Raw genomic sequence first — 21403 nt, 5'->3', positions numbered from 1 at the left:
AACTGGTTTGCTAATTGCTGCTACTGTACCTCATAACAGCCGGAAACGCTGTATCCTCGAATAAATAATCATATAATTGTTGTTCTTCCGACAAATTTTGCAGACGTTGAATAATTCTATCTATATCTAATTTTCCAGCTTGACTGACTACTAATTTCATGGCTAAAGGCATACCATCCGTAATCTTGACAAGAGCATCAATTTCACCTGATGTTGCTTTTAATATAGGATTTTTACTAGGTAAATACTTTTCTTGAGAAACGACTTCAATAAAATCCCGTGATACTTGTTTATTTAATTTAGATAGTGCTAATTCTTGTACATCAGCATCAATTTTTCGCCGACTGGTGATAATTAGACAACTTTTTCCTAAAATAGTTTGTAATTCTTGTGCTAATATTTTGGGACTTTCTGCATCTTCTAACCCATCAATAACTATTAACCAAGGATAAGAGTTGAAAATTTTAGTAATTTCTTGCTTTAGTAAATCTGGTTGTAGTAATATATGATTGGGTAACTTAATTTCTTTACCAATCTCTTTTAATGCATCTTCAAATGATAAACGAAAAGTACGATTAAATTCAACTGCTCCTAAACCATCAGATTGGTATTGATATATTTTTCCTCTCACCCAAGCAATTTTATTGAATATGTTAGCTTGATAAGCTTGTGTAACTAACTGATGACAAAAAGCAGTTTTACCTAATCCTCCAATACCAGTAATACTAAATATTTTGGGCTGATATTCTGATGTTAGTCTTTGGAGAATTTCCTGTAAATCATCACTACGTCCAATAAATTGTTGATATTTTTTTTCTAGTTTCCAAGTGACTAGATGTGATGTTGTTTCTGTTTCATCTTCATCATCATCAATTTCTATGGCTAAACAGTTGCTATCAACAATATCTTCCCAATTTTTTATACCTACAGCTTCACAAATTTTAATAAAAATCTCTTGCTTGACTGCTTTTCCGCATCTAAAACGTCCTAATGTTCCTTCTGATGTGTCAGCTATTTCACACCATACCAGTGATTTGGCTGTCCAATTTTTCTTTTTTCTCGCTAAATCAACAATTCTTAAGCCTTCTTGAGATGCTCTGAGGGTAACTGCCATATTTATCCTCTTTTTTGATTTGATGCCACAAAATTACACTATTGTTACTTGTTGTGAAAACCACTAAAGAAAATAGTATACAAGGCAAAGGCATCTAAAATATTTATACTGAGTTATTTTAATCTTGATTGACGAGTTATAATTATTACAGAACCTAATTCCTCACTACCCTGGTGAAGTTTTGACGCGATCGCCAGAGAAGATTTATCTTGATAATTAGAAAACTCCTTTTGGCAGATGCAACTCTGGCAGAAATTCGCAAAAATTCAATTTTCCAGCATAGAGAGTAAAGCCGATGCTGATCCGCACTGCCACAATAGATGATGTCCCCGCAGTTTTACCAATGTTAGCCAAAACTTGTGCTTTACATGAGTCTTGGGATGCTGCTAAATATGGTTTACGACTGCATCCAGAACAGTATTATGAAAAATGGTTAACCCGACTGCTGCATAAAGAGCGTAGCGTATTTTTGGTGGCTGAAGATGAAGGAAAACTTGTAGCATTTCTAGCAGCAACAGTAGAACCAGAAATATCAATTTATAGTTTACAGGAATTTGCTTTTATTCATGATATCTGGGTGGAACCTGAGTATCGCAGAAAAGGAATTGCACCACAGATAATCAAGTTGACTGTTGAACTCTACAAACAAATGGAAATTAAGCAAATTCGACTAGATACAGTAGCAGCTAATGACAGCGCCAGACAGTTATTTAAATCCTGTGGTTTTCGGGTAAGCATTATGGAAATGCTGATGAAAATTTAATAGATTGATGTTCCTAAAGTATTTTATTGAATGTGGCTTTTAACCCAGTCACGAAAATCTTTAATTAATTCCAAATAATCTTTTTCTCCCACCTGGTATAAAAATTTAGAAATCTCTGTTAATGGGAGATTAGGAAATGCTAAACTTTGCGCAACATTTATATATTCTTTATCTTGCAAAATATTGATGATAAAATCATTGCCATCATATCGCCAGATTTCCGGAACACCCATATAAGCATAAACTTCTAAGCGATTTTTAGAACTGCTGGTAATATCAATCTCTACTACTAAATCCGGTGGCGGATCTTGCTGTAAATCAATTCTCTTTTTACCTTTAATAAAATTGACATTTTTTAAATAAAAGCATTCATCTGGTTCAGCACCACTTAATTCTGGATGTTTAAAAGTAGTAGAACCAAGGGGTTCAATCCGCACTTCTAATTCTTCAGCAAGAGTTTCCACAAATCGACCCAAGACTTTTTTGTAAATTTCGTGTTCAGGGGAGGGAACCATAATTTCTAAATTCCCACGATTATATGTAAGTCGTAGACGGCGACTACTACTAAGTTCGGTGAGTAAATTTTCATAAGTTTGCCAACTAATACCTGATAAATGCACGATTTCTGTAGGTTGAATCAGAGTGTTACTAATCATAGCTATTTAATAATCTCTTTTTACCCTCACTGTAATTGATCAATGAGGGAAATGCCTGTGGTAATTTACTATGTGTGACTATGACTGAGTTCTTTTAACCCTTATCTACGAGTTATAATTGGTACATAATCTAGTTGATCACGGGCTTGGCGATCGCTAAAAGTAAAACCTCTACCAATTAACCTCACCATAAATTGAGATATCGTCGGTATCTGGTTGCTCAACTCGCGTTGAAAACTATTAAGCTGTAAATAGCACGTTAAAATTTTACCGAAAATTCTGAATCGCCCCAGAAACTTTGAGCCTGGGCGCTTCCGGCTGACTCATTGGCGAATTACCTGTAATTACATTATGTTTGATGCTTTATCTGATCGTTTAGAAAGTGCCTGGAAGAAACTACGGGGACAGGACAAAATCTCTCAATCCAATATTCAAGACGCTTTGCGGGAAGTGCGGCGGGCTTTATTGGAAGCAGATGTTAATCTCCAGGTAGTTAAAGATTTTATTAGCGAAGTCGAAATCAAAGCCCAAGGAGCCGATGTCTTGGCTGGTGTCCGCCCTGACCAGCAATTTATCAAAATTGTTCACGATGAATTAGTACAGGTAATGGGGGAAGAAAACGTTCCCCTGGCGGAAGCTGAAGAACAGCCGACAATTGTTTTAATGGCTGGGTTACAAGGTACTGGTAAAACCACAGCCACAGCTAAATTAGCCTTACATTTACGCAAATTAGATCGGAGCTGTTTGTTAGTAGCAACAGACGTATATCGTCCCGCCGCTATTGACCAACTGGTAACATTAGGAAAGCAAATTAACGTCCCAGTGTTTGATTTGGGCAGCGATGCCGACCCTGTAGAAATTGCCCGCCAAGGTGTAGAACGTGCCAGAGCAGAAGGTGTAAATACAGTAATTATTGATACGGCTGGTCGTCTGCAAATTGACGAAGAGATGATGGGGGAATTAGCCCGGATTAAAGCTACTGTCCAGCCTCATGAAACCTTGCTAGTCGTTGACTCTATGACTGGTCAAGAGGCGGCAAATCTTACTCGCACCTTTCACGATAAAATCGGCATTACCGGGGCGATTTTGACCAAATTAGACGGTGATAGCCGTGGTGGTGCGGCGCTGTCAGTCCGACAAATTTCAGGCGCGCCCATTAAGTTTGTGGGTGTGGGCGAGAAAGTCGAAGCTCTACAACCTTTTTATCCCGATCGCATGGCCTCCCGGATTCTGGGCATGGGTGATGTGCTTTCCTTGGTGGAAAAAGCCCAGGAAGAATTTGATCTGGCTGATGCCGAAAAAATGCAGGATAAAATCCTCTCCGCTAAGTTTGACTTTAATGATTTTGTCAAACAGCTGCGGATGCTGAAAAATATGGGTTCCCTGGGCGGCATCATCAAGATGATTCCCGGCATGAACAAGATTTCTGATGACCAATTGAAGCAGGGAGAAACTCAACTTAAGCGCTGCGAGTCCATGATTAACTCCATGACCCGCCAAGAACGCCAAGACCCAGATTTATTAGCCAGTTCCCCCAGTCGGCGGCGGCGCATTGCTAAAGGTTCTGGTTACAGAGAGACAGATGTGAGTAAATTGGTGGCCGACTTCCAAAAAATGCGAACTCTCATGCAGCAAATGGGTCAAGGTCAAATGCCGGCGGGAATGCCAGGAATGTTTGGCGGCGGTATGGGTAATCCTTTTGGCGGTGATAATCGTCCCTCAGCCCCAGGATGGCGCGGCTACAATACCCCCGTTAATCCCAAAAAGAAAAAGAGCAAAGAGAAGAAAAAGAAGGGTTTCGGAACTCTTTAATGATTGATAGCAGCAAATGCTAGGCAAGTGCTAGAATGAGCATTTCAGTACCAAAAAACCAGTAGGAGAGTTATTCATCAACCATGATTAAATTGCGTTTGAAGCGATTCGGCAAAAAGCGGGAAGCCAGTTACCGCATTATTGCTATTAACAATCTGGCTCGCCGCGATGGCCGTCCCCTAGAAGAGTTGGGATTTTACAACCCCAGAACTGATGAAGTACGACTAGATGTTCCCGGTATTGTCAAGCGACTACAACAAGGCGCTCAACCTACTGATACCGTCCGCAGCATTTTAGTAAAAGCCAATGTTTTTGAACAGGTCCGTGCCACAAACGCATCTTAATACCAGTATCGTATCCCCAAAAGCTAGTCCTAACTACATTGGGCTAGTGCAGTTTTTGATGCAGCCATTTTTAGAATCTCCAGAGACTTTAAGTATTGATTGTGAATTTTCTCACACACTTAAACGAGTTTGGATTCGCATCGCCTTTGAAAGCAAAGATAAGGGGAAAGTGTTTGGTCGAGGGGGACGCAATATTCAGGCTATCAGAACGGTAATTGCAGCTGCTGCTGAAGTCGCTGGACAATCAGTATATCTGGATATGTACGGTAGTAATACTTTGGGACGAGAGGGAATTTCTTCTGATGACGACCAGGAAGAGCGATCGCCTACACCAGTAAGGGTAATGCCATCGCCAGAACCCAAAACTCGTGACAAAACTGTAGATATACCCAGACCTGTTGTTAAACCCCGACTTCGATAGTTAACCAAGAGAAAGTCTGAGCGGTGGACACTAAGCTACACCGAATTGCTGTGGTTATTCCCGCTCAGATATTTCAGCCAATTATTAAACAGTTGTGATCAGAAATTAGCTTTGTTGTCAAAAACTGTACTACAGAAATTTATTCATAAATACTTATGGCAGATGCCTTAATTATTCAGCTGCCTCATATTCCCAGTGCGATCGCTCTCGCCGGTGATAGAGAAGAAAATCTTAAACTCCTGTCCCAACAAACAGGGGCTAATTTAGTTTTGCGTGGACAGGAAATACATATTAGTGGTACAGAAGCCCAAATTAATCTAGCTAGTCAATTAGTGCGATCGCTGGAAGCTATCTGGATTAAGGGCAATACTATCTCCAGTGCTGACATTTTAACAGCTCGCCAAGCCCTAGATAGCGATCGCCAACAGGAACTTCAGGAACTACAGCGAGATGTCCTCGCCAAAACTCGTCGCGGGGAAGAAATCCGTGCCAAAACCTTTCGCCAAAAACAATACATTAACGATATCCGCAGGCGTGATCTCACATTCTGCATAGGCCCAGCCGGAACAGGTAAAACCTATCTCGCCGTAGTTTTTGCTGTGCAAGCACTGCTGAATAATCAAGTAGAAAAGCTCATATTAACCCGTCCAGCTGTAGAAGCAGGGGAAAAACTCGGCTTTCTTCCCGGAGATTTACAACAGAAAATTAATCCCTATCTCCGCCCCCTTTATGATGCCATCTATGAATTTATTGATCAAGAAAAAGTCCCCAGTTTAATGGAACGTGGTGTCATAGAAGTTGCGCCCCTAGCCTATATGCGAGGACGTACCCTCAATCATGCATTTGTCATCGTTGATGAAGCCCAAAATACCACACCCGCCCAAATGAAAATGGTTTTAACCCGTTTGGGTTTCCGTTCCCGGATGGTAATTACAGGTGACACCACACAAACCGATTTACCCATAAACCAAAAATCCGGACTAGCCGTAGCCTTACAAGTTCTCAAAAACGTTGAAGGTATCGGCTTTTGTGAATTTACCCAAAAAGATGTGGTTCGCCATCCTTTAGTTCAGCGCATTGTCGCCGCTTATGAAAGATATGAAAGATAGTTAAGAAGAGGTAGGGGAGCAGGGTGCAGGGTGCAGGGGGAGAAGATTTTTAGTTTCCAATACCCAATACCCAGACCCCAACTATAAATAAACCAGGAATAAATAATTATGACTAAGAATTTGAAAGACTTTTTAGAAGCTTGTGAAAACTTAGGAACCTTACGCATCATTGTTACTAGCAGCGCTGCTGTATTAGAAGCCCGGGGCAAAATAGAAAAACTATTTTATGCCGAATTGCTAAAAGGTAAATATGCCAATCTGCACACAGAAGGCTTTGAATTTCACTTTAATATGGATAAAATTACTGAAGTGAAATTTGAACTAGGTCAAGCCAAAAGAGGTAATTTCACTACTTATGCTATTCGCTTTTTAGATGAACAACAAGAAGTGGCATTAAGTTTATTTTTGCAATGGGGTAAACCCGGAGAATATGAACCCGGACAAGTCGAAGCTTGGCAAAATTTAAAGCAAGAGTATGGAGAAATTTGGCAACCCATACCCATAGAAACCATGTGATTTAATGGCTAATTTTCCCTATTTTATATGGCAATTTGCCTGAATGTAAAAGCGGGTTAGCAACGGCAAAGGTTTATAATCTTGATATTTTGTGTTAAAAGGTAGTGTCCACGGAACCTGATTAAGAAAATATAATCTCTGAATAAAGAAATTTAATCTTGGTAATTAGGCAAAGATTTTGGGTAATTTAAGTAAAGTTAGTTACTCACTCCGCCAAAAGTAGAGTTATATGGACGAATGGAAAATTATTGCATCTTTGCCTAACAAAATTGTTACTCAGCAAGACTTGCGCCGCAAAGGAAGTTGGATACCTCCCTTGCTGATGCTGCTTCCCGGTTTAGTACCAATTTGGTTAGGGATACCAATTTTACCTCAGACGATTGCTTGTCAGCCTCTAGGTTTAACTTTACTTCACTGTGAAAAAAAGCAAGCATTTTTAGGTATTCCCATTCATAGTGAATCCTACAACCAAACAACATCAAAGCCTCAGTCTACCACTAAAGTCATACCAGGAAATACCCTGCTAGTGTCGATTGGAGTTGCTTGGATTGGCGGATTGGGTTCAATATTGTTTTTGTCCGCTTGGCTGACGGTGACTCTGACGACTTGCAGCATTGAGCAAGCAACAAATCAGATTTCTATCTGCACAAAGACTGCTCTTGGTCAGCGCGTGGCTACTTACCTGATATCAGAAGTGCAAGAACTGATGCTGACACTTCCCAGTAGTGCTAGTGTCGCAATTGAAAGTTCTTTTGCTGATTTAGTAAAGATAAAATTAAAAACTCCTTCGGGTAAATTTGTGCTTCTTTACTACCAAACTTATGACCAATTAACCCAAATTGACGATCTGTTAGTTAGTCTTAGTCAGTTACTGAATCTACCTGAAAATTTAGTTCTCACCGATTGGGGGTTAGACGTTTGGAAATTTGAATCAAACGGTAAAATCACCACCCATCGATTAGGTAAATGTTTGGGAGAATACACATTTAAAGATATTGCAACTGTAGAAACAGAAACTATGGAAGAAGATCATGCCAAGAGAACATACTGTTATCGAGTTAACTTAGTGACAATTAATGGTAAGAGACTACCCGTTGCTCAGTTTTTGAGTGAAGAATTAAATGTAAATAAGACTACTTGCGCTGAAATCCGGGCTAACCTAGTGAGCGATCGCTTACGTCAGTTTATGAATTTCCCTGTTGTGCAATAGGCATATCTGTCCCAAGTTGTGTTTTGGACAAACTTAAACAGTAATTTTATGTTTTATATCACAGGACTTTGGAGTTTTTTCTTAATACTTATATTGTTCCTAGTAAATGGAGAAGCACAAGCCGGAGAATTATCCGAACGCCTAGCAAATTTTCCCCAGTGGGAACAACTCACTTCCGTACAACCTGCTGAAGGCGATTTAGTTTATCCTGACTGGTTTAGTGGTTCATGGGAAGTGACAAGCACATTGGTAGATTTAGTTGCACCTTTAGCACCGGATATTGTCACCCCTGGATTTGAATCCAATCGCCAACAATTAAATCAACCTGTGAGTTTTTTAGTGCGTTTTATTCCAGAAAAACCCCTGATTACTGGGTTAAAACTCATCCCTAAAATTGCTAAGTCCAATTTAGTCGCAGATAGAGTATTTAATAGTTTAAATTTAGCTAGAGCTTATTTAGGTGAAGCAGGTGTATTATCAGTCAAAGTAGATCCAGAATCACCTAATCGACAAATTACCCTTTTACCTGGCGATCGCCAATTAGTTTCTATCATTACTGCACGTGCTACTGAAACTAATTCTAATAGCCAATTCATCACCGCCGAAGTATTTCAACAATTATTTAAAGGCGGTACACGTCCTTATTTCAATGTAGTTGAATCTACTACCGCATATCATCACCTTTTTACATCTCATCCAACAATTATTGCAGATCAAGTAACTGCTGTTTATTTATCACCCCAAGATCCAGATTACTTTAGTGCAGGTTCTCATCCAGTCGCCCTCTATCGCTATCGCTTGGAATTTTCACCTACTTCTGAAGATTGATTTATTTGCCAGTCCTTGACTATTTTGTAGTATTTATGTAGTATGTAGATTCCAAGTTAAGTTTGCGCTCTTGGACAGTGTGCATCATGGCCAAATTTAGAGATATTGTTAATTACTTTCATTCTGACTGGAAGCTGAGTTTTTTTAGTATTGCTGTCTCTAGCATTTATGAAATTGTTGATTTAGTTGTTCCTTACGGGATTGGGCAAATTTTAAATGTTTTGTCTAATCAACCTCTGGATAAACCATTACAAAGTGCGATCGCCACCATAGCAAACCTGATCAATTACCCAGTTAATCAAACTATATCATTGGGTGTATTGTTGGGTTTAATATTCCTAGTTACTGTCGTCAAAGCCCCTACACAGCCTTGGCTAACCGTGTGGTTCCACTGGGATATACCCTTAAGGGCGCGTCGAAATCAAGCCCAAGCAGCCATAGCTAAAATTCTCACCCTCCCTCTAGAATTTTATGATGAAAATAACCCCGGACGCATTTCTGGGCGAATAGCTAGAGGGTTGGCTAATCATACTTGGACATATCCTGAAATTGCTGGACAGTTGATTCCTAAACTATTTCGTGTACTGGGAATTTTTGGATTTATCTTATTGATTGAATGGCGAATTGCGGTTTTATATCTGATTTCTTTTGTATTTATCCTCGCCTTTAGTTTAAAGACTTTACGGCGGATAATTTGGCACGAAAGTCGCTTGGATAAATATATGGAAAGCACTGAAAGCCGCACTTCAGAATTGATTACCAATATCAAAACAGTCAAAGCCTTTGCTACAGAATTTCAGGAACTCAAGGGACAAAAGCAACGCTTAGACAGGGAGTTTACTGTTGTTGATTATCGCATCCATAAAGGTTATGTCAGATTGGTGACTTGGCAAAAGGCTGTAATTCAGTTTTGTGTGTTTACAATTTTGGGTTTAACTTTAGCCGCTACGGTGGATGGAAGAATTACTCTCGGTCACTTTGTCATGACTTTAACTCTTTCTAGCATGGCTTATGCCGAATTGGAACCGATTAGCACATTAGCAGAAGTTTTCGCCCGTCGCTATTCTTCAATGTTAAGGTTTCACGAATTTTTGCAAGCACCAATTGCAGCAGATAGCGTTGATATTTTAGAGGAACCAAAGCCAGGAGAATTACCTTATAAATTTACGGGGAAAATTGAGTTATTAAATATCAGTTTTGGATATGATCATAGCCGTCAAGTTTTGCACGATATTAACTTGGTGATTTCACCATATCAAACCGTGGCGTTAGTTGGGCGTTCCGGTTCTGGTAAGTCTACTTTAGTCAAACTGCTGCTGCGGTATTTTGAACCCCAAGAAGGTGAAATTTTGATTGATGGTCAAAATATTCGCACTTTGGATGTAGGTAAATATAGGCGCAGGCTGGCGATCGTTCACCAAGAAGTGGATATCTTTAACGGTACGATATTGGATAACCTTACCTATGGCAGACCAAATGCAACTCTAGAACAGGTCAAGGAGGCCTGTAGAATCGCCAGAGTAGATGAAGTGATGTCACACCTCCCCCAAGGTTATTACACCGTTGTAGGGGAACGTGGTGTGAGGTTATCTGGAGGACAAAGACAGCGCTTAGGAATTGCTAGGGCGTTGCTAGTACAACCAGATGTGCTGATTTTTGATGAAGCTACTTCTAGTTTAGATTACGAGTCTGAGCGGGCTATTCAATTAGCTATGCGCTCAATTCAGGGGACTTGTACCACAATTATCATTGCTCACCGTTTAAGTACTGTCCGGGAAGCTGACCAAATTGTAGTTCTCGATCAAGGCCGAATTGCGGAAGTGGGTAGCCATGATCAACTCTTGCTTCATGAGGGAATTTACCGCCGCTTGCACTCCCTCCAAGAAACGGGAGAATTACTGATCTAGATTAAATCAAAAGATTTTTAGGAAAAAGCTTGCAATTTCTAAAAGTTGGTGCTAACGTTAGTAATCGTGAAACAAATGGGTCGGTGTCCGAGTGGTTAATGGAGACGGACTGTAAATCCGTTGGCTAGCGCCTACGCTGGTTCAAATCCAGCCCGGCCCACCACTTCTCAAGTCATGAGCTATAATTCTTGGTGATCGGTAAATTCACTGCTTTATAGCTCATAACTCCAAAAATAAATCTTGTTTCCGCCCGTGTGGCTCAGTGGTAGAGCACACCCTTGGTAAGGGTGAGGTCACGAGTTCAATCCTCGTCACGGGCTTATTTTTTTAACTAGAATTGCATCTAAATTTTCATTCTTTGATGTAGATGGAAGGATGCACTTACTGGTTTCTGTTTTGACTATTATTCTGGTAAAATGTAATACTTTAAGTAGTCAAAAGAGATGAATAGGCTAAATAAGGCATCTGAAGGATAAACCAGTGTTAAATAATTTCAAGGTAGATTAACTATGAGACTACCAATACCACTTTGGGCAGGTAAACAAAACTATCTGACTATATACGTAGCTGATAGCAGAAAAATTCACCGTATAACAAAAGATAACCGTGATCAGATAGAGTTGAGTGCTTTATCTGGGGAATTTAATCAAGATTCAACGAGCGCGGCAGGGTTCGAACCTGCGACCAACGGATTAGAAATCCGTGGCTCTATCCACTGAGCTACGCGCCCAAAATAATATCATGGTTATTTAACCGGATATCTAATCAATTATACCCTGATCTTGTCCTAAGAAGCAAATAAAAATTGCAGATTGCTCACTAGCAAGGGTATGATTCAAGTCGCTAGTTAATTGATTTACAGTAAAAAGGCAGTAAATGGGCTATTGATTAGCTATATTGTGTTCTCAGTAGGTGATTTGTGTGTTGATATGTAGCAGGGAACAGTCTGGAAACTCTCTAACTGTAAAAGTTTCATTATCTGGTTCTGTCCTAATCAACCTAGCGGTTGCTATAAATGCCTCTGGGGTTTTACTAGATGTGAGCTTGTGGCGATCGCAACGCTCAACTCTATGACACACTAAGTAATCGCACTCTTAGCGATGTGACTGAATCACGACTATAAGATCGCATTATCCACAAAGCCCCTGTGAGGAGTTATTTGCTAGTGCCATGTTTATTCTCAAACGGCAGGATGTTGAAATATCGAGTATTCAGCACCCAAAACGGGATCAGCAAGTGCCGATCCTCAATTATCAGGGGCAAACCTTTCGCTTGATTAGCGTCTTCAAAGCTAGCGAAGAAGAAGATGCTAGAGCGTTGTGGAGAGAATTAACTGATAATCGGGGTAAAGCTTGTGTCTTACTAGAAGAACCAGATCGCTTTAGCGTCTGGGGGAAAGTTCGCTTAGACCAAATAGATCATGACACAGGTGGCCATGGTAAGAAAGAAATTTATATTCAAGGAAGTCTTTTGCTACTGCAAGCAGTCTATTTCGACATTGAGGAGTTATTAGGTAATCGCCAAGCAGCACTATTTGAGAAAGAAATTGCTGAATTTCTACAACAGAGACAATTTCCGGAGACATCTTCCCTCGAAGCAGTCCAGAATTTGCTCACAAACAATCCCCTAAATTCAGGGAAAATTCCTCCTTGGCCAGAAAATCAACTAATTATTTTCTTGGAAGAATTACATAAACTGGGAAAAACATATTTTGGTAATACCAACTTTGCCCATGAAGTTACTGATACATTACAAGATATGCCAGAAGCAGAGCGATCGCTGTTTATAACTTGGCTAAATGAATCATCACTGAGTAAACTGTGGCAATAGCATGACAAGTGTGGGAAAAGTACCCCTACTGACCGTGATGCTCATGATTAACAAATGTATCACTGGATAGATAAACTGCTTCCTACACAGTCCCAAACACAAAAATACTGTTGAGTGCATTTACATAGTCAGTTTTTATGAGTAGTTCCTACGACAAAACCTACCGTGATCAATCGATTTTCAGTAATCGCAACCTAATTTTAGCTGGCATTGGCTGGGCTGTGCTGGCACTGTTATACTTTCTATTATTTAGTGCCAAAGTTCCTGGAGCAGATGGTGTAGAAAGCCGTGCCGACTGGTATGTGTTTGGTACAAATATTTTTGAAGGTTTAGCTTACTTGGGTGCTGGTGTTTTATGCTTGAGGAATTGGCGTAGCCCACAAATTATCAGTAGCCGCAATATTTGGCTCGCAATTGCGATTGGGATGTTTTCTTATCTGCTGGGAGGGATAGTTTTCGGTTACACAGAAATCATTTTAGATGAAGAACCAGATGTGTCTTATGCCGATATCTTTTTTGTCCTGACTTATATTTCCCTTGGCGTAGGCATGATTTTAGCTGTAGCTTCCAGACGACTAAATTTAGAAAAATGGCAATTGCTGGTGGTATCGGCAATTGCTGTACTCGGTAGCCTGTTAGCATGGTGGATTTCTAAGCAGCAAGAGGTGAATCCTGATCCGCTAGCTGCTGGCTTGAATTGGTTTTACGTAGTTAGCGATGTAGTTTTGCTAATTATTGCTACCACCTTGTTACTAGCTTTTTGGGGGGGAAGAGTTGCCCAGTCTTGGAGAATGATTGCAGCGGCCGCATTTTCGCTCTACATTGCAGATATGTGGTTTAAATATGCTCAAGGGCCAAACTATCAAAGTGGGGAGATACTAGAAGTGTTTTGGGTATTTAGTGGAGTTTTATTTGGTATGGGCGCTGTCTTAGAACATGAGGCATCATTGAGCCGAACTCGGCGGGAGCGCGGGCGCAAACGAGCTTAGAAAATTTGGTGTCTACCGTGAGAAAATTAACAGATCCTGACAAACAAGAAATTCTGAAGTTATATCGAGAAACTGCCGAAACAACCTCAACTTTGGCAGAACGCTATGGCGTGAGTAACTCAACAATTAGTCGCCTGCTCAAAAGCACTTTACCAGAAGATGAATACGAGTATCTCGTTTCTCTCAAACGTGCCGCTAGGACTCCTGAAGGCAGGGCGCAGGTTAGTTATGACCAAGTTCCTTTGTTAACTCAACTAGAGCCAGAGAAAGCGCCGCCACAGCCGGAAAAAGTCACTCCTCGCTTAAAGCTACCAGACATTGCACCTCCGCCGCCAGTGGTGACAGCATCTCAGCCAGAGGAGGCAGAGTCAGAGGAGGAATCGAGGGACTCGATCAGAAGAGTCCGGCGACGTTCCTCCGCAGAGGAAAAACCCAAGTTACGTGCAGTTAAACGCGTAGAAATAGTCGAACCTAATCCGCCAGAAGTTGCTGGTATTTCTGGGCCAATTTTAAAAGAGGAGCATCCGGAAGCAAATGTTATCGCCCACATCCTGGGAGAAGACTTGCTAGATGAGTCAGAAGACTTGTCAGATTTGGAGGATGATTTGGACGAGGACGATTACGAGGATGATTACGAGGACGAGGAAGAAGACTTAGATGATGCCACACCTTTAGTTACAAGACGCACGGTGAGTGAAGCACCAGTTCAAGTCTTACCTTTCTCATCTGCACAGTTACCGAAAAGTTGCTATTTGGTAATCGATAGATCCTCAGAGTTAATTACTCGACCACTGAAGGATTTTGGTGACTTGGGACAAATTCCTAATTTGGAAACTCTGCAAAAAACTTTGCCAATTTTTGATAACCATCGAGTTGCAAAGCGGTTTTCAACTAAGCGCGATCGCGTGATTAAGGTTCCTGACAGTAAAGTGCTACAAAAAGCTAGTACTCATCTGCAAGCTAAGGGCATTACGCGATTGTTGATTGATGGTCAGGTTTATTCTCTGTCTATGGTTTAAAAGTTATGGAGATACCTGCTGATTATGGTGTAGTGCTGGTGACAACTGCCAACAAGCAGGAGGCTGAAACCATTGCCAATGCCCTTGTGGAAGCTCAATTAGCTGCTTGTGTGAGTTTGTTACCCATCCATTCCATTTATGCTTGGCAAGGAGAAATTTACAAAGAGTATGAATGGCAGTTGCTAATTAAGACTGATTTGGCAATATTCTCGGCTTTGGAAGCAAAAATCAGGGAACTCCATTCCTACGAAGTGTCAGAAATTATCGCCTTACCGATTGTGGCAGGTTCGCAAGCCTACTTGCAATGGATTTCTGAACAAGTTAAGCATTAGCCCTTATGTCCCCTCCTAACTACCTACGGTGTCAACACAAGTTTCACAACTTTTAATTTGACTAGGGGAGGGGGTGGGCTAAATTTTAGCGTTAATGGCTGCGGCAAAACGTTTAGCTAAGTTAATAATGTCTCGTTTACGGGCGATTTTGTTGATCCATTCTTGGGGAATATTTTCTACTCCGTAGTAAATTCCTGCTAGTCCCCCGGTCACAGCCGCAGTGGTATCTGTATCTCCACCCAAGTTGATGGCTTTCAGGACTGTCTCTGAGTAAGAACAGCTATTTAACAAACACCACAGCGATGATTCTAGGGTATCAATCACATAACCACCAGAATTAATCTCTTCCACTGGGATGTTGGCTATTTCACCACTGAATATTCTGCGAAAGTGCCGCTTTTCTAAAATATATTCCTGCTGAGAATAAATTGATTGAATTTTTTCTAATCCTTGTAAATAAGCTGTTTCTAGGTTAGCGCCCTCTAGTAAGGCTACGGCAATACTAATATAAATGCCGCAGGCCATTTGCGATCGCGGATGACCATGAGTAATAGCAGAAACATCATGTACTCGTCCGATTAACTCCGGAAAAGTTATGTTTTGATGACAATAAGCCATCGGTAAAATTCTCATCAAAGAACCATTACCATTACTATTTTCTACCTTACCCCCTGCCTGATGAGGTACAATCCCCTGTTTGACGCGCATAATTGCTTCATGAGTAGTATGACCAATATCAAATAACTGGCCACGGGGAGTCCAATAGGCTTGCTTATACCAGCGCCAGAAAGAATTGGCGATCGCATCCAAAGAATATCCTCTACACAAGCTTTCTGCCAAGCAAAATGTTAACGAACTGTCATCTGACCAAGTTCCCGGCGGTTGATTCCATGTACCATAACCTAGCATTGTCGTTACCGGAGATTTGACTCTTTCCGCTCGGCTAGTAAACTCAACTGGTACACCCAACGCATCACCGACACATAAACCCATCAAACCAGATAACGTTTTTGTAGCGGTTAGCATTATTCACTCTCCATGAGAATTACTCAAACTTAACTTTATAGATTCCCTCTCAAGCTTGTTGCCATAGCTGCTACAGCCTTTTATTTGATCATAGGTGAAAGGGCATAATAACGGGTATTAATGCCCCATTTTATCTGTGATATATTCGGGAAACTTGACATTTAGGTTTGTGCCACTTTTTTAACTGACCACTTTAATGATCAGCTTGTTATCTGCACAGAATAAATCCTCTGATTATTGCAATATATGTGGTATTGGAACTTTTTTGCAGTATCGTAGGGTGCGTTAGGATGAATCCGTAACGCACCAAAGCCTTAATGATGGTGCGTTACGCTGCGCTATACACACCCTACGTGTTTATTCAATAATCAAATAGTAGTCCTATATATGTAGTATGGGAACTTTTTTGCAGATATAAGTGACTTTAATACACCTGAAAATATGGGCATTAATGATCACAAGGTTGCAAAAAAAAATTAGAAAATTATCTGGAACCTTTTTATACTCTTTTCGACATTGAATCTATAAAGCAAAACTTAAAAAGTTGGTTCAAAGTTATGAAAAATATCCTCAAGTCTTTACTCAGAATCTCTGCATTTTCTTCTTTAGTAATTCTGCCTCTGATGATGAATGCAGGTCAAGCTTCTGCTCAAGTACAAAGAGGTACAGATGCTAGTTATTTTGGCGCTGGTGTGGCGGCTGGTGTGACTAATGGTGGACAAAACGGTGATGCTGCTACTTTTGGTGGTAATCTTACTGGTCGTCTAAAATTAGGCAATACACCAGTGTCTGCACGGGGTAATGTTTTGTGGAGTGATGAGACCACCTCTATTATTCCAGAAGTTTCCTATGACATACCCATTGCCAATCGCACTAATGCTTATGTGACTGGTGGTTATTCTTTTGTAGAGCAAAATGGCTCACCCACTCCTCTTGGTAACAAAAATGGTGTGGTACTGGGTGCTGGGGTAGAATCCGAAGTTGCTAATAATTTCCTACTCTATACCAATGCAAAAGTGGGAATCCGCGCCTACGAAAATAGCCCCGCTTCTGCTGTCAGCATTAATGGTGGTGTCGGCTATCGCTTCCGTTAGACAAAAATTAGAACAGAGGAGAGAGTGAAGTTCCGCTTATGTTGATGCAAACTTCTCCTCTGGTTCTAAATTAGGGTTTGCTGAATAAAGGAAAAACCTAGATTTATTGATGTTTTCAGGTTTTTACCTTGTAAAAAATTTGCAAGGAGGGCTATAAGGCTAAAAAATCTGGTATTTAACATCTGTTCCCTGTTCCCCGTTCCCCGTTCCCTACCAGAAGACTTTTCCAGCAAGCCCGAATTAGAACTCGCCATAAGGCATAATATATAAAAGTCGGTTTTATGAAGTGTTAGATCACTGATAAAGCCGGCTTTTTGGCGTGTTAAAATTAAATTATTCATCTTATTTCCGACCGGATAACCGGAAATCATTAGCCGGACACTACTTCTGGCGTTCACCGACTCCTTATTGAGAATAATATAACAATTCTGATGGTTAAATCTGCTCCTGCCCCAATCGCCAATCGTGACAAGCCTTCTAAAGTAGAAGGTATCAAGGAAAAAAGTAATTTTTTACGGGAACCTGTAGCGACCCAAATTCTGGAGGATACAACTCATTTTACGGAAGAAGCAGTACAACTACTGAAGTTTCATGGTTCCTATCAGCAGGATAACCGCGATAATCGTCTTAAGGGACAGGAGAAAGATTATCAGTTTATGCTGCGGACAAGAAATCCTGGTGGCTTTATACCACCGCAGCTGTATCTGGCTTTAGATAAGTTGTCTGATGAACACGGAAACCACACGTTACGAGTCACGACACGCCAAGGTTTTCAGTTGCATGGGATTTTGAAAAAGAATCTCAAGGCGGCGATCGCCACTATAGTCAAAAATATGGGTTCCACCTTGGGCGCTTGTGGTGATCTCAACCGTAACGTCATGGCTCCACCCGCTCCCTTTAAAAATCGCCGTGATTACCAGTACGCCTGGGAATATGCCAATAATATCGCTGATTTGCTCACACCTCAAACCGGTGCATATTACGAAATTTGGTTAGATGGGGAAAAAATAATTAGTGGCGAAGAAAGCCCAGAAGTAAAGGCTGCACGACAGCGCAACGGTACAGGTACAATTATCCATAACAGTGAAGAGCCGATTTATGGCACTCACTATATGCCCCGCAAATTCAAAGTTAGCGTCACAGTACCCGGTGATAATTCTGTAGATTTATATTCCCAAGACCTGACTTTAGTGGTGATGACTAATGAACGGGGAGAACTATCAGGATTTAATGTGTTTGCTGGGGGTGGTTTTGGCAGAACACATAATAAAGAAGAAACCTTTGCCAGAATAGCTGACGAGATTTGCTATGTGGATAAAGATGATGTTTACGATTTAGTCAAAGCCATTGTCGCTACTCAACGGGATTATGGCGATCGCACTGACCGCCGTCATGCTAGGTTAAAATATTTAATTCATGAATGGGGTGTAGATAAATTCCGCACTCAAGTAGAAGATTATTTCGGTAAACCACTCGCCCTCTTCCAACCATTACCAGAGTTTAAATATCAAGATTTCCTGGGTTGGCAGGAACAAGGTGATGGTAAGTTATTTCTAGGAATTTCTGTAGATAATGGTCGGGTTAAAGATGAAGGTTCTTTCCAACTGAAAACTGCTTTACGGCAAGTTGTTGAGCAATTTAACTTACCCATCCGGTTAACACCCCACCACAATGTAATTTTTTACGACATCGAACCAGAAAACAAGTCAGCCATTCAAGAGATTTTGCAGCGTTGCGGTATCGTTGATGACCCCAATACCATTGAACCGCTAGTACGTTATGCAATGGCTTGTCCCGCTTTACCTACCTGCGGCTTGGCTATTACTGAATCAGAAAGAGCTATCCCAGGGATTTTAGCCCGGATTCGCACCTTGTTAGATAAACTTAGTTTACAGAATGAGCATTTTGTGGTAAGGATGACAGGTTGCCCAAATGGTTGCGCTCGTCCTTACATGGCAGAATTAGCTTTTGTGGGTAGCGCTCCTGAATCTTATCAAGTTTGGCTGGGAGGTTCCCCAGATCAGACAAGATTAGCCCAACCCTATACAGAAAAGCTACATCATAACGACATAGAAAGTTTCTTAGAGCCAATTTTTGTTTACTTTAAGAATTTTCGTAAATTAGAGGAAAGCTTTGGTGATTTTTGCGATCGCCTGGGTTTTGATGCTCTGCGGGAATTTGCGGCGACTTATCAACCCCAAACCACTGCTATCAGTAAATCTCGCCATCGGGTAAGTATTAAGGATGAAGTATATCTCAAGCTCAAAGAAGCAGCCAATGAGCAAAACCGACCCATGACGGAGTTGGTGAATGCAGCCCTAGAAGCGTACTTCCAGAATCTTTCCTAAATCCCACTTTTTTGCCGACATTTTCCCCTACTCTCTATTGTAATATCGGGAGTAGGTTCTATTTTATTGATTACTTGGGGAAAGTATCAGATTCTATTGATATCATGTTTGGTTAATCAACTATTTCCTATTCCCTAAATGTGGTTAATTAATCAAATTAGTAGTTGGGGAAAAAAATGGCTCACCAATCTTAAGGAGAGTAACTCTGGTGAGTGGCATTGGTTACAGGAAAAACCCATTCCTGTAGCTGCACTGAATCGCAGCCTGTGGCGAGTAGCGGTTTCTTCTCAAAACTTTTACATCTTGTTGTTTTTATCTGGGATTATCTCCACTTTGGGACTGCTGGCAAACAGTGCGGCTACTATTATTGGAGCGATGATAGTTGCGCCTTTGATGGGTCCGATAATTGCGATCGCCTATAGTATGGCTGTAGGAAATCAGCGTCTTTTAAAACGTTCCAGTTTTACTCTCATCACCGGAATTATTTTAACTGTTGTCACCGCAATAGTGATTGCGCGAATGGTTGGGATAAAAACTTTTGGTACAGAAATTTGGGGTAGAGTGACTCCCACTTTACTAGATTTAGCCGTAGCTCTAGCCGCCGGTGCATCTGGTGCTTATGCAAAATCACGCCGTAGTGTTGCTGATGCTTTACCGGGAGTGGCGATCGCTGTAGCTCTAGTTCCGCCTTTGAGCGTAACTGGAATTGGCATTGCTATAGGTTCACAGTCGGTTACAACTGGTGCTGCTTTATTATTTTTGACAAATTTAATCGGAATTATTTTTAGTGGCGCGCTGGTCTTTCTAGCACAGAATTATGGTTCTGTAGAAAGGGCGCGTCAAGGTTTAATTTTATCAATCGCTGCAATCATTATTTTGGGCTTACCCTTGGGATTTTCTTTAGAAAATCTGCTGTTAAAAGAGCGCACACGTCGCAGTATTGAGTATTTGCTCTATCGCAGAACTTTGACATTTTCTAGTCAAGATATCCGCAGCATTCAAGTGGAGCGACAGGAAGATTTCTTGATAGTTGAACTAGAAGTAGCAGCTCCGGTTGGTTCAATTTCTGAAACTCAGGTAAATCTGGTCAGGGATTTTCTGGAGGAAAGTTTAAAACAACCGTTAACCTTAAATGTACGGGTAATTCCTATCCAAGAATTTACAGCCCCGAATTTAGGTAGTTAAATTAGTATGGCGCAACTACAACGAATTGCGATCGCACCGTCTCAAATTCAAGCAAATTTGATTACCCTGACACAAGAGCAACAACATTATCTCACCAGAGTGTTACGGTTACGTCCAGGCGATCGCTTCATTGCTATGGATGGCCAGGGTAAATGGTGGTTGTCTCAGTTACAAATAGAACAAGCCGAGATATTAGAACCCCTCACCGTAGAAACGGAATTATCTTTAGGAATTAACCTTATAGTCGCCTTACCTAAAAACGGCTTTGATGATATAGTCAGGTATTCTACGGAATTAGGTGTAACTTGTATTACGCCAGTATTGAGCGATCGCACCTTACTAAATCCCAGTCCCCAAAAGCTGGAACGTTGGCGACGTATAGCCACAGAAGCCGCCGAACAATCAGAACGAGCTTTCGTCCCCACAATATTAGCACCCGTAGCCTTTAACACTGCTATCACAGCCAGTACAGCAACTCACCGTTATATTTGTGAAGCCCGTGGCCATTATCCCCATTTCCACAGCGTAGTCAAATCTGACAGTAGAGAAATTGTCATTGCTACAGGCCCAGAGGGGGGATGGACTGAAGCAGAAATTGAAAATGCGATCGCATCAGGATTTCAACCAGTATCCCTTGGTCGTCGCATCTTGCGAGCAGTCACAGCACCAGTCGTAGCATTAACACTAATTTCCGCAATTTCAGAAAATATAGTTGGGGAGTAGGAAGAGGTAGAGGGGCAGGGGGCAGGGTGCAAGGGAGAAGAGGAAAGGTTGTTAAGTGCCGTCCGTGTCCAGTAATTTCTAACTCCCCCCCGCTCCCTGCTCCCTTGCTTCTTATGGGGAGTGGGGAAAAAGCCTTTCGGTGTCTAACAGTTTATGTCCTAACGTTCTTGGCGGTTG

Annotated in this window: 22 protein-coding genes and 3 tRNA genes; 19 read left to right on the top strand and 6 right to left on the bottom strand. The window is 41.1% G+C overall.

What is annotated here, in order from left to right; genetic code table 11:
• Positions 1–10: 10 nt before the first annotated feature.
• Positions 11–1114 carry an ATP-binding protein gene (locus ACM0OP_RS10495; RefSeq protein ID WP_414528353.1) on the bottom strand — a complete coding sequence of 368 codons (1104 nt, stop codon included), beginning with the start codon at positions 1112–1114 and terminating at the stop codon, positions 11–13.
• A 295-nt stretch (positions 1115–1409) separates the two neighbouring features.
• On the opposite strand from ACM0OP_RS10495, the gene ACM0OP_RS10490 reads away from it, so the two are divergent.
• Complete coding sequence (locus ACM0OP_RS10490) at positions 1410–1877, top strand: GNAT family N-acetyltransferase (RefSeq protein ID WP_414528352.1); 468 nt, start codon at positions 1410–1412, stop codon at positions 1875–1877.
• Positions 1878–1900: 23 nt separating this feature from the next.
• Here the strand turns inward: ACM0OP_RS10490 and ACM0OP_RS10485 are convergent, their stop codons facing one another.
• Both ACM0OP_RS10485 and ACM0OP_RS10480 read right to left on the bottom strand, forming a co-directional pair.
• Positions 1901–2533: a Uma2 family endonuclease gene (locus ACM0OP_RS10485; RefSeq protein ID WP_414528351.1), complete on the bottom strand. Its 633-nt coding sequence runs from the start codon at positions 2531–2533 to the stop codon at positions 1901–1903.
• A 101-nt stretch (positions 2534–2634) separates the two neighbouring features.
• Positions 2635–2757, bottom strand: a complete 123-nt coding sequence (locus ACM0OP_RS10480; protein WP_414528350.1) for a hypothetical protein — start codon at positions 2755–2757, stop codon at positions 2635–2637.
• Positions 2758–2884: 127 nt separating this feature from the next.
• Between ACM0OP_RS10480 and ffh the strand changes: the two genes are divergently transcribed.
• The 10 genes from ffh to ACM0OP_RS10430 all read left to right on the top strand — a co-directional run bounded on the left by ffh (position 2885) and on the right by ACM0OP_RS10430 (position 11000).
• On the top strand, positions 2885–4345 hold the full coding sequence (gene ffh / locus ACM0OP_RS10475; RefSeq protein WP_414528349.1) for a signal recognition particle protein: 1461 nt from the start codon (positions 2885–2887) through the stop codon (positions 4343–4345).
• 83 nt (positions 4346–4428) lie between these two features.
• Positions 4429–4689, top strand: a complete 261-nt coding sequence (gene rpsP / locus ACM0OP_RS10470) for a 30S ribosomal protein S16 (RefSeq protein ID WP_414528348.1) — start codon at positions 4429–4431, stop codon at positions 4687–4689.
• Complete coding sequence (locus ACM0OP_RS10465; protein ID WP_414528347.1) at positions 4652–5110, top strand: KH domain-containing protein; 459 nt, start codon at positions 4652–4654, stop codon at positions 5108–5110. Before rpsP ends, ACM0OP_RS10465 begins: the two co-directional genes overlap by 38 nt.
• 155 nt (positions 5111–5265) lie before the next feature.
• Complete coding sequence (locus tag ACM0OP_RS10460; RefSeq protein ID WP_414528346.1) at positions 5266–6219, top strand: PhoH family protein; 954 nt, start codon at positions 5266–5268, stop codon at positions 6217–6219.
• A gap of 108 nt (positions 6220–6327) precedes the next feature.
• The gene (locus ACM0OP_RS10455) at positions 6328–6735 is read left to right on the top strand and encodes a ChuX/HutX family heme-like substrate-binding protein (protein ID WP_414528345.1); all 408 of its coding nucleotides are present in this window, start codon (positions 6328–6330) and stop codon (positions 6733–6735) included.
• Between the two features lie 229 nt (positions 6736–6964).
• A complete protein-coding gene (locus ACM0OP_RS10450) occupies positions 6965–7945 on the top strand; it encodes a hypothetical protein (RefSeq protein WP_414528344.1) in 981 nt (326 codons plus the stop codon).
• Between the two features lie 48 nt (positions 7946–7993).
• Positions 7994–8773 carry a DUF6816 family protein gene (locus tag ACM0OP_RS10445; protein WP_414528343.1) on the top strand — a complete coding sequence of 260 codons (780 nt, stop codon included), beginning with the start codon at positions 7994–7996 and terminating at the stop codon, positions 8771–8773.
• A gap of 86 nt (positions 8774–8859) precedes the next feature.
• Positions 8860–10680 (top strand): ABC transporter ATP-binding protein, encoded by a 1821-nt coding sequence (locus tag ACM0OP_RS10440; protein ID WP_414528342.1) that lies wholly within the window; start codon positions 8860–8862, stop codon positions 10678–10680.
• A 77-nt stretch (positions 10681–10757) separates the two neighbouring features.
• Positions 10758–10843 (top strand) — tRNA-Tyr (locus ACM0OP_RS10435).
• Positions 10844–10928: 85 nt separating this feature from the next.
• A tRNA-Thr gene (locus ACM0OP_RS10430) sits at positions 10929–11000 on the top strand.
• Between the two features lie 337 nt (positions 11001–11337).
• On the opposite strand, the gene ACM0OP_RS10425 is transcribed toward ACM0OP_RS10430, so the two are convergent.
• A tRNA-Arg gene (locus tag ACM0OP_RS10425) sits at positions 11338–11410 on the bottom strand.
• 440 nt (positions 11411–11850) lie between these two features.
• Here ACM0OP_RS10425 and ACM0OP_RS10420 point away from each other — a divergent pair.
• From ACM0OP_RS10420 to cutA, 4 genes are all read left to right on the top strand, one after another.
• Positions 11851–12510, top strand: a complete 660-nt coding sequence (locus ACM0OP_RS10420) for an Npun_F0813 family protein (RefSeq protein ID WP_414528341.1) — start codon at positions 11851–11853, stop codon at positions 12508–12510.
• 137 nt (positions 12511–12647) lie between these two features.
• Positions 12648–13499, top strand: a complete 852-nt coding sequence (locus ACM0OP_RS10415; protein WP_414528340.1) for a hypothetical protein — start codon at positions 12648–12650, stop codon at positions 13497–13499.
• 17 nt (positions 13500–13516) lie between these two features.
• Positions 13517–14518, top strand: coding sequence for a transposase (locus ACM0OP_RS10410; protein WP_414528356.1), 1002 nt, complete (start codon positions 13517–13519; stop codon positions 14516–14518).
• Positions 14519–14523: 5 nt separating this feature from the next.
• The gene (cutA, locus tag ACM0OP_RS10405; RefSeq protein ID WP_414528339.1) at positions 14524–14850 is read left to right on the top strand and encodes a divalent-cation tolerance protein CutA; all 327 of its coding nucleotides are present in this window, start codon (positions 14524–14526) and stop codon (positions 14848–14850) included.
• A gap of 78 nt (positions 14851–14928) precedes the next feature.
• On the opposite strand, the gene ACM0OP_RS10400 is transcribed toward cutA, so the two are convergent.
• A complete protein-coding gene (locus tag ACM0OP_RS10400; protein ID WP_414528338.1) occupies positions 14929–15876 on the bottom strand; it encodes an ADP-ribosylglycohydrolase family protein in 948 nt (315 codons plus the stop codon).
• A 557-nt stretch (positions 15877–16433) separates the two neighbouring features.
• Between ACM0OP_RS10400 and ACM0OP_RS10395 the strand changes: the two genes are divergently transcribed.
• Positions 16434–16970 (top strand): outer membrane beta-barrel protein, encoded by a 537-nt coding sequence (locus ACM0OP_RS10395; protein WP_414528337.1) that lies wholly within the window; start codon positions 16434–16436, stop codon positions 16968–16970.
• A 65-nt stretch (positions 16971–17035) separates the two neighbouring features.
• Here ACM0OP_RS10395 and ACM0OP_RS10390 read toward each other — a convergent pair whose 3' ends face one another.
• The gene (locus tag ACM0OP_RS10390; RefSeq protein ID WP_414528336.1) at positions 17036–17311 is read right to left on the bottom strand and encodes a hypothetical protein; all 276 of its coding nucleotides are present in this window, start codon (positions 17309–17311) and stop codon (positions 17036–17038) included.
• A gap of 90 nt (positions 17312–17401) precedes the next feature.
• Between ACM0OP_RS10390 and sir the strand changes: the two genes are divergently transcribed.
• The 3 genes from sir (at position 17402) to ACM0OP_RS10375 (ending at position 21226) form a co-directional block, all read left to right on the top strand.
• A complete protein-coding gene (sir, locus tag ACM0OP_RS10385) occupies positions 17402–19318 on the top strand; it encodes a sulfite reductase, ferredoxin dependent (RefSeq protein ID WP_414528335.1) in 1917 nt (638 codons plus the stop codon).
• A gap of 138 nt (positions 19319–19456) precedes the next feature.
• The gene (locus ACM0OP_RS10380; protein WP_414528334.1) at positions 19457–20503 is read left to right on the top strand and encodes a TIGR00341 family protein; all 1047 of its coding nucleotides are present in this window, start codon (positions 19457–19459) and stop codon (positions 20501–20503) included.
• A 6-nt stretch (positions 20504–20509) separates the two neighbouring features.
• The gene (locus tag ACM0OP_RS10375) at positions 20510–21226 is read left to right on the top strand and encodes a 16S rRNA (uracil(1498)-N(3))-methyltransferase (RefSeq protein WP_414528333.1); all 717 of its coding nucleotides are present in this window, start codon (positions 20510–20512) and stop codon (positions 21224–21226) included.
• Positions 21227–21403: the final 177 nt, after the last annotated feature.

The sequence above is a fragment of the Nodularia chucula CCY0103 genome (genome assembly GCF_963923915.1).
In the GTDB taxonomy this organism is placed as follows: domain Bacteria; phylum Cyanobacteriota; class Cyanobacteriia; order Cyanobacteriales; family Nostocaceae; genus Nodularia; species Nodularia chucula.
Note: the sequence above shows the minus strand (reverse complement) of the source record. Positions and strands in the feature narration are given on the sequence as shown.